Raw genomic sequence first — 13447 nt, 5'->3', positions numbered from 1 at the left:
GTGTGTCGGCGTGTTGGCGGCGGTGTGTCGGCGGGTCGGCGTCGGCGTATTCAGGATTTCGATGTGTGGGTTATGCGAAGGATCTGGGTCGTGCTCTGGTCGGCGCGCGTCTGGACGACCGTGAGCGTGGTGCCGGAGCCGTCGAGGCCTGCCGAGAGCTCGACATCCTGGCCGACGGGGCCGGTGTAGGTCTGGATCACGGCCGGAGTGCGGGACGTTCTCCAGAACTGGATGGTCGCGTCGCCGGTCTGGGCGACAGCCAGGAGGTCGTCGCCCACGAACGTGAAGCGGGGCAAGGTCGCCGGGATGGTGCGGCGGCTGGCGAGGTCGGCGGTTTTGGAGCCGAGGTCCCAGAGGACGACGTGCTCGGTGTCGCAGGTGGCGAGGGTTCTGCCGTCGGGGGCGAAGGCCGTCCAGGGTTCGAAGTCGCCGGTGTTGGTCGGTATCAGCAGTTGACCCTTCAGGGCGTTGATGTTGCTGAGATCGAGGAGCTCGGTGCCCCAGAGTCCGGCGACCGCCACCTGGCGGGCCCGGGGCGGGCGCGGGGCCAGGCTCGTGATGACACCCCGGGCGCGAGTTGTGGCGAGGATGTGCGCGTGCGCCACGTCGGATGTTTGCCAGATCTTCACCGTTGAGCCGTCCGCTTCGAAGGAGCGGTCGGCCAGAGATGTGACGACTGGCGCGCCGGGTGGCATGGCAGAGGCCTTCGACGTGGTGGTGCGCGCGCGGGTGGAGGAGGCGACGAGTTCGACCGTCAGGGTCGTGGGTTGAGGGTCTTTTCCCTTGTCCCGTATGAGGATTCGGCCCGCGCCGCCGGCCAGGGCCAGGGTCCCGGCCAGCAGCCCGAGGGCCTCGCGACGTGAGGTTCGTCTCATCGGCGCGGCGAGCGCTTCGGGATCGGTCAGATCTATTTCGTAGAGCGGATCGTCGGTGTCCACGTTTCCAGCCGCTCCACGGTGACTGTGCCCGAGCTACCGCTTCTTGGCGGCGGTCGACGGGGTGGCGGGCGTGGTGGCCGGAGTCGGGTTCTGGTTCGGCGCCGGAGTCTGGCCCGGGGCGGCCGGGGTGCCCGGCGCGGTGCGCTTGGCCTGCGGCGTCGAGGCGTCCACGGCGGCGTCGACGACCAGCGGCTGGGGCCGGGTGGCGCCCAGGTAGTCGGCGGCCGCGATGGGGTCGAAGCGGATCACCGCGCCGGTGTGCGGGGCGTCGATCATGGCGCCGCCGCCGACGTAGATGCCGACGTGGTGGATGGACCCGGGGTTCTTCAGGTTGGTGGCGTAGAAGACCAGGTCGCCGGGCTGGAGCTGGTCGGTGGGGACGTGCGGGCCGGTGTACCACTGCTCGGAGGCGGTGCGGGGCATGGTGATCCCGACCGAGGTGTAGGCGGCCTGGACCAGGCCGGAGCAGTCGAACAGGCCGTCGGTGCCGTCGCCGCCCCACTCGTAGGGGGTGCCCAGGCGGTTGTAGGCGTAGGAGATCGCGCGGACCGCCATGTCCGAGGGCGCCAGCACCGGGTCCGGGGCGCGGAAGGCCTGCTCCAGGGCCTTGATGTTCTTCACGTAGGCCTGGGTCTCGGTGTAGGGCGGGATGCCCTGGAACTGCTGGACGGCGCCGGGGCCGGCGTTGTAGCCGGCCAGCATGTTGGCCACGTGGTCGCCGCCGATGCCGGAGAGCTGGTGGGCGATGGCGCAGTCGTAGCGGGCGGCGGCCGGGATGGCGTCGGCCGGGCTGCGCGGGTCCTGCTTGCCGTCGCCGTCCTGCGGCGAGGACCAGTTCGGCCAGGTGCCGGGCATGAACTGGGCGATCCCGATGGCGCCGGCCGGGGAGACGACGTTCGGGTCGAAGCCCGACTCCTGGTAGAGCTGGGCGGCCAGCAGCGAGGGGGTGAGCTCCGGGCACATGTGCCCTGATTTCTCCATGAGTACCGCATAGTCGGCCGGTACGGTACCCTCGGCGATCCGGCCCACTCCGGTGGTCGCCGTCGAACTGCCGGCGGCCACGCTCATGGTGCCGACCACGATCGCTCCGACAAGGAGGAAGGGCGTGGCCACCAGACCCGCGCCGACGATCACCGACGTGCGCATCAGACCTCTTCCTCTCCCCTTCGGACGATCATCGGACGACCCGATAACCAAGGTGTGCCGCGGACGGAATCAGGAAAACGACACCATAGGCAAGCTATCTGCCGTCCGCGTCATCCTCGTAGACTGAGTTCCCTACGCTACCGGCAGTGACACCACATCATCGTGAGTACGACGAACACCACCGTTATAACCACAGGACTGGAGGCAGGCGGTCATCGTGTCTGCACTGCAAGCTCTGCGCGGCGCGGCCCACACGGTTGCGGCGTTCCTCACCGACCCCCCGACGCCGACCCCGGCACCTCCGTCCAACTCGGGCAACGACATCAACACGATCATCGGCGGCATCGCCCCGAACTGGGGCCCGTTCGGCCGCGTGGGCAACGAGGCCCGGGTGATGATCGAGGTGATCATGGCCACCGCCATCATCATCTGCCTGGGCATCGCGGTCTGGGGCGCGGCCAAGCAGCGCATCGGCGCCACCGCCCTGCGCGACACCTTCTCCGCCGAGCAGGGCAAGGGCCTGATCGTGGCCGGCCTGACCGGTGTGTTCATCATCGGATCGCTCGGCACCCTGTTCACCATCGTGTACGGCATGGCGATCTGACGCCCCGCCCGAGGCGGGCGGAAGTCCTGCCACCGCACGCCGGCCGGCAAACCCGCGAGAAGCCATCCGGGTATTTGTTAGGAACTGGTGGCCCGACACGACGACGATGTAACACGACCGGGGCGTCCGGGGTGGGGAGACTTGAACATGGTTATCGACGGCGGTAGCGGCGGCGGCCCAGGCCGCGCGCGCGGCGACGCACGCCCGCGCCGCGCCCCCCGCCCGGCCCGCGACCGACGCCTGGAACAACCACAAACCGTCATCCGCCTCCCCCGCGACCCCTACGAGACCGACTACCCCCGCCCCAAGATCCGCCGCGGCCGCGGCGTCCTGGCCCTGGCCGCCGTGACCGTCGTCGTCGCCGCCGTGATCGCACTGAACAGCCACGGGGGCGGGAAGGGGCCGTCGGGAGATCAGGGGGCGAGTACCGGTGTGGGCGGCGGGGTGCCGCCGGCTACGGGGTCGGCGGGGTTGAGTGCTGCGACGGGTGGGGCGCCGGCGTTTCCGACGGCGAGCGCCGTCAACGGCCTGTCGGTGGGGTACCAGGACACGAAGGACGGCGCCGAGTCGGCCGCGACCAACTACATCGCCGCTTACGTGTCTGAACCGATGGTCCATGCCGACCAGCGGCACGCCATGATCCACACGATCGCCGATCCCGCGATAGAGACTCACCTCCAGAGCCAATTGGATACGGCTTTCGCGGCCGCCGCGCGTGGGTATGGCCTAGATGCAAACGGGAACCCGCCATCGGGCCAGACGTTGGTGTACCGCGGCGTGCCGGCAGGAGTCGAAGTGCTGTCGTACACCAAGGACAAGGCAGTCGTCTCCGTCTGGACCTGCACCATCGACGGCATCGCGGGTCAGGGCTCGACTTTCCCTGTCAGCGCGACCTGGTCGACCCTCACGGTCACCCTGACCTGGGTCAACAATGATTGGCGCTGGAACGACTTCGCCCAGGCCGACGGCCCGACACCGGTCGGAGGCACCCAACAGGCCTCCTCGTCCGCCGACCTGCAGAAGGCCGTCAAGCAGTTCGCGAGGCTGAAATATGCGCCTTGACATCGCACCGCACGCCGCCGCCCCGTCTGATCCGTGCGCCCTGCTGTTCGGAGCGGTCAAAAAGGCCTGTGAGAACACGCAACAAATGGTCAACCCGACCCAGAACCCCCCAGGCCAAGACCCCGCCCAAGCCCCAAGCACCGCCCAAGCAATCACCGACCCCCTCGGCGCCATCGCGCACGGCTGCGCGCAGGCCGCTCAGTGGGTCATCGACCATCTCTCGGACGCGATCGGTAAGACGGCTACCGTCAACTTCACCAACCTCGGGTTCCTGAAGCAGTACGCGATCGTGTTCGCTGCCTCGTCCATCCTGACGGTCTTGTTGTGGCTGCTCTCGGTGGTGAAGCGTGCTGTGCGGGGGGATTCGATCGTTACGGCGATAGGTGAGGCGACGGGGTATCTGTGGATGGCCGTGTTGGCTTCGGCGTTCACGCCGGTGATTCTGGCCGGGATGGTGAAGATCACTGATTCGGTCTCGGATGCTATTGGGAACGGGTCGGCTTCGGATCGGAATGGGTTCCTGGCTTCGTTCTCGCATGCTCTGGATCAGAACTCGGGGCTCGGGGGCGGGCCGATCATGTTGATCTTCGTCTCGGTGCTGTCGATGATCGCCGCGGCTTTGTTGTGGTTGGAGCTCATCATTCGGGCTGCGATGCTCTATGTCGGGGCGGCGTTGGCCACGGCTGTTTATGCGGGTTTTGTCGATAAGTCCATGTGGGGACATATTCGGCGGTGGGTCGGGTTGATGATCTCCATCGATCTGGTCAAGCCAATCATCGTGATCGTTCTGTCCCTGGCGACGGCGGTTTCGTCCAGTCCTCAGGACTCCTTCGGCGCGGTGTTGTCGGGCCTCGCCATCATGATCCTGTCGATCTTCGCGTCGGGGTTGGTCTACCGCTTCGTGCCGATGTTCGGCGACGAGATGCTCAGCCTGCACAAGGAGCGCGCGGCGAAGATCGGCAAGGCCGCGATCACCAGTGCCGCCTTCACCTCGACCGCGGGCACCATGCGCAACGGCATCGCCGCGCATGCCAATCGCATGGGCGGCGCGTTCGCCGGCGGCGGGGGCGGGAACGTCGGCAGTGCCATCACCGGCATGTCGGTGGGCGCTCTGGCCGGTGGTGCGAGCGCCGCCGCCGGGATCGCGGCGCACACCGGGCGTTCGCTGACGGTGCGCCCCGGCTCCGACGGCGGGGCGGCGGCCGGCGGCAGTGGCGGCAACGGCGGCGGCAACTCGCCCACGTCGGCGTCCCGGCTCCAGGCCACCCCGGCGCAGGTCGTCCCCAAGCCCCCGCCGCCGCCGCGCGGTGGTTCCTGAGCAGCGGCCGGGAGGCGAGGACATGAGGACCGGGTATCAGCACCCGATGAGGACCGGGCATCAGCACCCGCAATCGGCCGCAGCGGCCCGACGAGCGCCGTTCACGGCCGCCCGCGCCGCCTCGGGCCCGGAGGGCCCGGACGCCCTCCCCGCGCCCCCACGAGCCCCCCACGACCCACGCCGCGCGCCACGATCACCTGAACACCCGCTGGAAGGCCCCGCCGTGAGCACCACGCCATGCAGTGACACCCGCACCGACCCGGTCGCGACGAGCGGGGGACGCCGATGAGCACCACTCAACAAGAGCCTCCCCAGTACCGCCGCGCCTACCTGCTCGGCAAAGCCAAGCCCAGCGCGCTGATCGGCCGCAACCGGGAGACCGGCGAGATCGGCGTCATCGTGGTCTGCTGCGCGGTGTCGCTGCTCTCCGGCTTCTTCGTGCCCACCACCTTCCTCAAGGTGCTGGGCATCCTCGCCGGCCCGGCGCTGGCGCTGATCGTGGTGTTCATGCCCTACAACGGCCGGACCATCTACAAGTGGTTCGAGATCAACCGCTCCTACAAGCGGCTGCTCCGGTCGCCGCAGGCCACCTGGCGCTCGCGGGCCATGGAGGCCGGCACCAAGATCGACGGGACCGAGGTCGAGATCGGGCCGCCGCCGGGCGTCGGCCGGCTGCGCTGGCTGCGGGCGCAGTTCGGGCCGGACGAGATCGCGGTCCTGATGCACCTGGACCGGCGCACCGTCACCGCCACGCTGGAGATCGAGGGCCCCGGCGTCGGATCGCGCGACTCCGAGGACCAGGAGTCGCTGGTCGACCGGTTCGGCACGCTGCTGCGCCACGTCGCCAACGGCGACGGCTTCGTCACCCGGCTGCAGATGCTCGCGCGGACGCTGCCCGCGGACCCCGACGCGCACGCCAAGGACGTCGCCCGCCGCGGCGACGAGCACGCCCCGCGCTGGCTCCAGGAGTCCTACGAGCACCTGCTGTCGATGGTCTCCACCTCCTCCGAGCAGCACCGCGCGTACCTCATCGCGTGCATGCCCTACACCAAGGACCTGGCCTCGGAGGCGTACGTCATCGGCCGCGGCGCGGTCGACGTCGGGATCGGCATCATCATGGCGCGCGAGCTGGCCGACATCTGCGCCCGGCTGGCCGACGCCGACATCAAGGTGCGCCAGCCCCTGGGCCCGGTCGCGCTGTCCTCGCTCATCCACTCCATGTACGACCCCGACCATCCCATCGACCACCTGCACGCCATGTCGCGGCGCAACGCCTGGCCGGCGGAGCTGGACGCCACGCATCCGCAGTTCCTGCGCGCCAAGACCCGGGAGTCCACGACCGCCGAGCCGTGGTGCCACGCCACGGCGTGGATCAAGGAATGGCCGCTGACCCCGGTCGGCGTCAACTTCCTGGCCCCGCTGCTGGTCCACACCCCGGACGTGATCCGCACCGTCGCGGTCACCATGGACCTGGAGCCCACCGACGTCGCCATCGAGCGGATGCTCACCGAGAAGATCAACACCGATGCCGAGGCCGCGCGGCAGGCCAAGCTCGGCCGGGTGGACGACCCGCGGGAGCGGGCCCACGCCGGCCGGGTGGACCAGCGGGGCGAGGACTTGGCTTCCGGCGCCGCCGGGGTGAACCTGGTGGGGTACATCACCGTGTCCGCCCGCGGGCCGGAGCCGTTGAACCGGGACAAGCGCACCATCCGGGCCTCGGCCGGAAAGTCGTTCCTGAAGCTGGAGTGGTGCGACCGGGAGCACCACCGGGCGTTCACCAACACCCTGCCGTTCGCCACCGGACTGAGGAAGTAAGGAGCCTGACGCCATGGCCGGACGCTCCGTCATCGACTCGTTCACCGAGGGCTTCGCCTCGATGCTGTTCGGCAAGGTCGAGACCTCGCGGCCGCCGGTACGCACCTCCTCCTCGCAGGCGCAGGCGGTCTATCTGCCGACCGCCGCGCCGGGGCTGGGCGACTCCGGCGTGATCATCGGGCGGGAGGTGTACTCCGGCAAGGGGTACATCTACGACCCGTTCCAGCTGTACGGGCAGCAGCTGCCCGCGCCGCACTGGCTGGTGCTCGGCGAGTCCGGGAACGGCAAGTCGGCGCTGGAGAAGACCTACGTGCTGCGCCAGCTGCGGTTCAAGGACCGGCAGGTGGTGGTGCTGGACGCGCAGGGCGAGGACGGCGTCGGCGAGTGGCACCTGCTCGCCGAGTCGCTCGGGGTCACGCCGGTGCGGCTGGACCCGCACGGGGTGCGCGACGCCGGCCGGATCCGGCTGAACCCGCTGGACCCGGCGATCGCCTCCACCGGCCAGCTGGCGCTGCTGCGCACGATAGTGGAGGTGGCGCAGGGCCGGCCGCTGGACGAGCGGGCCGGCTACGCGCTGAAGTCGGCGCACCTGCGGGTCGGGGAGGCCGCGGCCCGCTACGCCCGGCAGCCGATCCTGTCCGACGTCGTGGAGGCCCTGCGCACCCCGGTGACCGCGGCCGCCGAGGACATGAACGTCACGATAGAGGAGGTGCAGGCCTGGGGCCTGGACGTGGCGCTGGTGCTGGACCGGCTGGTCGACGGCGACCTGGCCGGCATGTTCGACGGCCCCACCACGCAGGGCATCGACCTGGACTCCCCGCTGATCGTCTTCGACCTGTCGGCCATCGACCGCAACTCGATCGGGATGCCGATCCTGATGGCCATCGTCGGCGTCTGGCTGGAGCACACCTGGCTGCGGCCGGACCGGGTGAAGCGCATCCTGCTGGTCGAGGAGGCCTGGCACATCATCAACTCGCCGTTCGTGGCGCAGCTGTTCCAGCGGCTGCTGAAGTTCGGACGGCGCCTGGGCCTGTCCTTCGTCGCGGTGGTGCACCACCTGTCCGACGTGGTCGACGGCGCCGCGGCCAAGGAGGCGGCGGCGATCCTGAAGATGGCCTCCACCCGCACCGTCTACATGCAGAAAGCCGACGAGGCGCGCACCACCGGCAAGGTCTTGGGACTACCGCGCTGGGCGGTGGAGATCATCCCGTCGCTGACCCCCGGCATCGCGGTCTGGGACGTCAACGGCGACGTGCAGGTCGTGAAGCACATCGTCACCGAGCACGAGCGCCCGCTGGTGTTCACCGACCGCGCGATGACCGAGACCTCGGCGGAACGGGCCGAGGCGACGCTGGCGGCGGCCGAGGCCGAGGAGGCAGTGATGCTGCGGGAGCGCGAGACGCCCCCGATGCTGCCGGCTCCGGCCAACCCGCACCGCGCGATCGCCTCGGGCAACCAGCTCCAGGCCGGCCGGCACGAGCGGCCCGCGGTGCGGCCGATCGACCCCGACGAGGACGACGAGCTGACGGCGATCGCCGGGATGCTGTTCGGCAAGAAGGCCGAACTCCCCTACCGGATCGCGCCGATCATGCCGCCGCGGGAGGCCGAGGAGGACCGGCAGGGCCGGCAGGGCTGGCAGGACCAGCAGGACCAGCAGGACCAGTAGGGCTGGCAGGACCGGCAGCACCGGCAGAACCGGCGGGCGGCTGCGCCATGGCCAGGTCCAGCAGCCGCCCGGCCTGCTCCTCGCTGCGGCACGGCCACACGTCGCCGCACGTGCAGAACTGCGGCCCGGCCGCGCCGTCCGCCGCGCGCACCGCCACCCGGCGGTGCGCCGCGAAGAACACGCCGACCCAGCCCCGGGTATATCGGGCGACGGCATCATCAAGGCTTGCGACACTCAAGGTATGACCTCCAGTCTCCGCGAACTGCACCGTGCCCAACGACGGCCGGTACCGCGGGTGACGGGTGAATCCGCACAGTGAGCAAGGGGAGTCCCCACATGAAGTACCGCGTCCTCGGGACCGACGGCCCTCAGGTCTCCGCTCTCGGACTCGGCTGTATGGGCATGTCCGAGTTCTACAGCGCCGCCCCGGAGTCCGAGTCGGAGTCGCTAGCGGTCCTGCACCGCGCGCTCGACCTCGGGGTGACGCTCCTGGACACCGCGGACATGTACGGCAAGGGCGAGAACGAGAAGCTGGTCGGCCGGGCCCTGGCCGGCGGCCGGCGTGACCAGGTGGTGCTGGCCACCAAGTTCGCGATCTCGCGCGACCCGGAGACCGACGAGCGCGTCGTCCGGAACGACCCCGAGTACATCCGGGCCGCCGTCGACGCCTCGCTGGGCCGCCTCGGCGTGGACCACATCGACCTCTACTACATGCACCGCCGCAATCCCGAGGTACCGGTCGAGGAGTCGATCGGCGCGATGGCCGAACTGGTCCAGGCTGGCAAGGTCCGGTTCCTGGGCCTGTCCGAGGTGGACGCCGCGACGCTGCGCGCCGCGCACGCCGTGCACCCCATCACCGCGCTGCAGAGCGAGTACTCGCTGTTCACCCGCGACATCGAGGCCGAGGTGCTGCCGGCGGCCCGCGAACTCGGCATCGGCATCGTGCCCTACTCCCCCGTCGGCCGGGGCCTGCTGACCGGCGCCCTCACCACGGTCGACGGGCTGGCCGCCGACGACTTCCGGCGCGGCAACCCGCGCTTCGCCGACGGCAACCTGGAGGCGAACCTCAAGCTGGTCGCCGAGCTGCGCGCGGTCGCCGAGGAGAGCGGGCACACGCCGGTGCAGCTGGCGCTGGCCTGGCTGCTGGCCCAGGGCCCGGACGTGGTGCCGATCCCGGGCACCAAGCGCGTCGAGTATCTGGAGGAGAACAGCGCCGCGGCGGACGTCGAGCTCGACGCCGGGCAGCTGGCCCGGATCGAGGCCGCGATCCCGGCCGGGGCGGTGGCGGGGGCGCGGTACGCGCCGGAGGCCGCCCGGCGGGTCGAATCCCGCTGAGATACCGGCACCGAGCCTTCGATTCCAAGGCTCAGGACCGGGAAAAAGCTTCGACATCACGGCCCGGATGTGCTGTAAGCGCCTCTGAGGTACCTGAGGGCCATACCTAAGGTACCTCAGGGGCACGGAACTGGTCTGGTTCCTCATGTGTAGGGGTCACCTCCCAGTGGAGACTAGTACACGTCACCAGAAGAGAGATCCTCCGAGAGGGTGGGGACCCCACACCATGAACAACACGCTGTTCACGCTCGACATCGCCAAGTCCCGCAACGCCGACCTGATCCTGGCGGCCAAGCGCTACCGGCTGGCCAAGCTGACCGCGCGCCACGCCCGGGGCAAAAGCCCGGACAAGGTGCATTCCGTACGCCGGTCAGCACATTCCGATGAAACGCCGATGACCTGACCGAGGCGCCTGTGCGATGCTCGACCATGTGTCGATGCGCCAGGTGAGCCCCGTCTTCGTCGGCCGCGGGCCGGAGCTGTCCAAGCTCCGCTCGCTGCTGGCCGGAGCGGCCGGTGGGGAGCCGGCCGTGGTGGTGGTCGGCGGCGACGCCGGGATCGGCAAATCCCGGCTCATCGAGGAGTTCGTCCGGCCGCTGCTGGACCCCGAGACCGGCTTCCGGCCGCCCGCCGAGGGGGGCGAGCGGCCCGACGACGTCCGGGTGCTGATCGGGGGGTGCGCCGAGCTCGGCGATGAAGGGGTGGCCTACGCGCCCTTCCTCGCCGCGCTGCGGCAGCTGCTGCGGGACTGCCCGGCGGCGTTCGGGGACAACAACGGGGTGCGGCGCCGCGAGCTGTCCTGGCTGCTGCCCGAGCTCGGCGAGGGGATGGCCGAGGCGGCGCGCCCGGTCCACCTGGAGCGGCACGACGAGGGCCTGCCCGCGGTCACCCGGGCCGGCGAGATCTCGGCCCGCGGCCGGCTGTTCGACGCGGTGCTGGGCCTGCTGGAGGACCTGGGCTCGGACGAGACGCTGCTGCTGGTCCTGGAGGACCTGCACTGGGCCGACCGCTCCACCCGCGACCTGCTGGGCTTCCTGTCCCGCTCGCTGCGCGAGTCCCGGGTGCTGATCGCCGCCACCTACCGCACCGACGACCTGCACCGCGGCCACCCGCTGCGGCCGTTCCTGGCCGAGCTGGACCGGATCCGCGGCGTCCGGCGCATCGAGGTCGGGCCGCTGACCACCGGCGAGACCGCCGAGCAGCTGGCCTCCATCTACGGCCGCACCGGCCGCGACCTGCCGCCGGGCTTCGCCGAGGAGGTGTTCGCCCGGGCCGAGGGCAACCCGTTCTTCACCGAGGAGCTGGCCTGCGCGGTCACCGACGGCTCGAACCTGATGCCCTCCGACGTCGGCGGCTTCGCGCTCTCGGACACCCTGCGCGACCTGCTGCTGATCAAGGTGGAGCAGCTGCCCGAGCCGACCCAGCGGATGCTGCGCCTGCTGTCCGCGGCCCTGCCCCCGGTGGACCACCGGTTCCTGCTGCTGGTCACCGGGACCACCGACGACGAGCTCAATGAGCTGATACGCCCGGCGTTCCAGGCTCACATCCTGGTGCCCGGGCAGGGCCCGACCAGCTACCGGTTCCGGCACGCGCTGCTGCGCGAGGCCGTGCACAACGAACTGCTGCCCGGCGAGCACTCGGCCCTGCACCGCCGCTACGCCGAGCTGCTGGAGGCCGAGCCCTCGCTGGTGGCGGCCGAGATGCGCGAGGTGGAGCTGGCGCACCACTGGTACTCGGCCCGGGACTACCCGCGCGCCTACGACGCGGCGGTGAAGGCCGCCGAGACCGCGGACGCCCGGTACGCGTACGTCGAGGAGCACCAGATGCTCGAGCGCGCCCTGGACCTGTGGGACCAGGTGCCCGCGCCGGGGCTGGACTACGCGCGGCTGCTGTACAAGGCGGCCTGCGCGGCGCACCTGGCCGGCGATCCGCACCGGGCGCTGTTCCTCACCGACAAGGCCCTCAAGCGGGTGGACCCGGGCCAGGACCCGGAGCTGGCGGCCCTGCTGCACCACCTGCGCAGCCGGGACCACCACGTGCTGGGCCGCAGCGACGGCATGGCGGACATCTGGGCGGCGCTGGACCTGGTGGACGGCGAGTCCTGTCCGCAGGTCCGGGTGCAGATCACGAACAGCGCCTCCTTCATCAAGATGCTGACGTCCGACGACATCGACGCCGCGCTGCGCTTCGCCGAGGAGACGGCCCTGCTGGCCGACAAGATCGACTCCGATCTCTACCGCATCGCCGCGGCCATCACCAAGGGCACGGTCCTGGCCGGCCAGGTGTCGCTGGGCACCCACGAGGAAGGGCTGGCCAAGCTGCGCCAGGCCATCATCGACGCCCTAGGCTTCGGCGACCCCGGCGTCATCGCCCGCGGCTACATCAACCTGTGCAGCGCGCTGGAGACCCTGGACCGGCACCAGGAAGCGGTCCAGGTGGCCCGCGCCGGCCAGGCCGAGCTCAAGCGGCGCGGTGTCCGGCTGCGGATCGCCGAGAGCATGATGTGGACCAACATGGCCGAGTCGCTGATGGCCCTGGGCCGCTGGGACGAGGCCATGGTGGCGCTCAACTCCAGCCTCGACGTGGACCCGCCGGGCATCCACGGCGCCACCACCCACGAGTACCTGGCCGACCTCGCACTGCTGCGCGGCGACCCGGACACCGCGCGCGCCGAACTGGCCCTGGGCGCCCGCACCCCGAGTCGCGGCTTCGAGCACCAGTACGCGCTGCCGGGCATCCGCCGCGAGATCGAGAAGGCGGCCTGGCTGACCCGCTCGATCACCGACGCCCGCACCGCGTTCCAGGCCTTCCTCGACAAGCCCCAGTTCCTCGGCGACGAGCGCTACGCCTGGCGGGTCCTGACCGCGATGGCCATGGCCGAGGCCGACCACGCCGAGAAGTCCCGCGCCGTGGCCCGCTCCGGGGCGTCCCCGGCCGACACCGCGTCCTCGACGCTGATCACCGCCCTGGCCGAACGGGCGAGCCGGCTCCCGGCCGTCACCCCGAGCCAGGTCGCGGCCGCCGCGCAGGTGGCGGCGGAGCTCGCCCGCTGGCGCGGGGTGGCCGGCGCCCGGGAGTGGGCGGCCGCGAGCGAGCTGGCGAGCCGCGAGGGCGTCCACGCGTATCAGGCCGCGTACATCGGGTTCCGCGCCGCCGAGGCCGCCGCCGCGAACGGCGACCGCGACACCGCGGCCGCGCTGCTGCGCGCGGCGGTCCAGCCGGTGGCCACGCTGCCGACGGGGCCGCTGTGCCAGGAGATCCAGGCCCTGGCCCGGCGCGCGCGGCTGGACATCAGCGACTGCATGCCGGCGGCGCCGGAGCCGGACCGCCCGGGGGCGGACTCCGGGACCCCGCTGGGCCTGACGGCGCGCGAACTGGAGGTGCTGGCGCTGGTGGCGCAGGGGCTGTCGAACCGGCAGATCGGCGAGCGGCTGTTCATCTCGACGAAGACGGCGAGCGTGCACGTGTCGAACATCCTCGCCAAGCTCGGGGTCTCCGGGCGGGGCGAGGCGGCGGCGGTGGCACACCGGCTGCGGGTGTTCGAGGAGGCTTAAGGCTTCGGG

9 protein-coding genes and 1 pseudogene are annotated in these 13447 nt (G+C 71.0%); 8 read left to right on the top strand and 2 right to left on the bottom strand.

Annotated features, from left to right (window positions below; genetic code table 11):
- Positions 1 to 50 precede the first annotated feature (50 nt).
- Positions 51 to 938 carry a WD40 repeat domain-containing protein gene (locus tag ABD481_RS01550; protein ID WP_344663641.1) on the bottom strand — a complete coding sequence of 296 codons (888 nt, stop codon included), beginning with the start codon at positions 936 to 938 and terminating at the stop codon, positions 51 to 53.
- A 33-nt stretch (positions 939 to 971) separates the two neighbouring features.
- Positions 972 to 2084, bottom strand: coding sequence for a C40 family peptidase (locus ABD481_RS01545; RefSeq protein ID WP_344663640.1), 1113 nt, complete (start codon positions 2082 to 2084; stop codon positions 972 to 974).
- Between the two features lie 322 nt (positions 2085 to 2406).
- Here ABD481_RS01545 and ABD481_RS01540 point away from each other — a divergent pair, with 322 nt between their 5' ends.
- The 8 genes and pseudogenes from ABD481_RS01540 to ABD481_RS01505 all read left to right on the top strand — a co-directional run bounded on the left by ABD481_RS01540 (position 2407) and on the right by ABD481_RS01505 (position 13438).
- On the top strand, positions 2407 to 2688 hold the full coding sequence (locus tag ABD481_RS01540; RefSeq protein WP_344663912.1) for a hypothetical protein: 282 nt from the start codon (positions 2407 to 2409) through the stop codon (positions 2686 to 2688).
- 147 nt (positions 2689 to 2835) lie between these two features.
- Entirely contained in the window at positions 2836 to 3750 is a 915-nt protein-coding gene (locus tag ABD481_RS01535) for a DUF8175 domain-containg protein (RefSeq protein WP_344663639.1), read from the top strand.
- Positions 3740 to 5068 (top strand): hypothetical protein, encoded by a 1329-nt coding sequence (locus tag ABD481_RS01530; RefSeq protein WP_344663638.1) that lies wholly within the window; start codon positions 3740 to 3742, stop codon positions 5066 to 5068. The genes ABD481_RS01535 and ABD481_RS01530 overlap by 11 nt, the downstream gene beginning before the upstream one ends.
- A 285-nt stretch (positions 5069 to 5353) precedes the next feature.
- A complete protein-coding gene (locus tag ABD481_RS01525; RefSeq protein ID WP_344663637.1) occupies positions 5354 to 6883 on the top strand; it encodes an SCO6880 family protein in 1530 nt (509 codons plus the stop codon).
- 13 nt (positions 6884 to 6896) lie between these two features.
- A pseudogene (locus tag ABD481_RS01520) lies at positions 6897 to 8255 on the top strand (ATP-binding protein); the annotation flags it as partial.
- Between the two features lie 630 nt (positions 8256 to 8885).
- The gene (locus tag ABD481_RS01515) at positions 8886 to 9884 is read left to right on the top strand and encodes an aldo/keto reductase (RefSeq protein ID WP_344663636.1); all 999 of its coding nucleotides are present in this window, start codon (positions 8886 to 8888) and stop codon (positions 9882 to 9884) included.
- 226 nt (positions 9885 to 10110) lie between these two features.
- Positions 10111 to 10287, top strand: a complete 177-nt coding sequence (locus ABD481_RS01510) for a hypothetical protein (RefSeq protein ID WP_344663635.1) — start codon at positions 10111 to 10113, stop codon at positions 10285 to 10287.
- 34 nt (positions 10288 to 10321) lie between these two features.
- Positions 10322 to 13438 (top strand): helix-turn-helix transcriptional regulator, encoded by a 3117-nt coding sequence (locus ABD481_RS01505; RefSeq protein ID WP_344663634.1) that lies wholly within the window; start codon positions 10322 to 10324, stop codon positions 13436 to 13438.
- Positions 13439 to 13447 lie beyond the last annotated feature (9 nt).

The sequence above is a fragment of the Catenulispora yoronensis genome (assembly GCF_039531695.1).
Lineage (GTDB): Bacteria > Actinomycetota > Actinomycetes > Streptomycetales > Catenulisporaceae > Catenulispora > Catenulispora yoronensis.
Note: the sequence above shows the minus strand (reverse complement) of the source record. Positions and strands in the feature narration are given on the sequence as shown.

Excerpts from the sequence above, each read along its gene's own strand:
- ABD481_RS01510 (WP_344663635.1), top strand. The coding sequence starts at position 10,111 with ATGAACAACACGCTGTTCACGCTCGACATCGCCAAGTCCCGCAACGCC.
- ABD481_RS01505 (WP_344663634.1), top strand. The coding sequence starts at position 10,322 with ATGCGCCAGGTGAGCCCCGTCTTCGTCGGCCGCGGGCCGGAGCTGTCC.
- ABD481_RS01530 (WP_344663638.1), top strand. The coding sequence starts at position 3,740 with ATGCGCCTTGACATCGCACCGCACGCCGCCGCCCCGTCTGATCCGTGC.
- ABD481_RS01545 (WP_344663640.1), bottom strand. The coding sequence starts at position 2,084 with ATGCGCACGTCGGTGATCGTCGGCGCGGGTCTGGTGGCCACGCCCTTC.
- ABD481_RS01535 (WP_344663639.1), top strand. The coding sequence starts at position 2,836 with ATGGTTATCGACGGCGGTAGCGGCGGCGGCCCAGGCCGCGCGCGCGGC.
- ABD481_RS01515 (WP_344663636.1), top strand. The coding sequence starts at position 8,886 with ATGAAGTACCGCGTCCTCGGGACCGACGGCCCTCAGGTCTCCGCTCTC.
- ABD481_RS01525 (WP_344663637.1), top strand. The coding sequence starts at position 5,354 with ATGAGCACCACTCAACAAGAGCCTCCCCAGTACCGCCGCGCCTACCTG.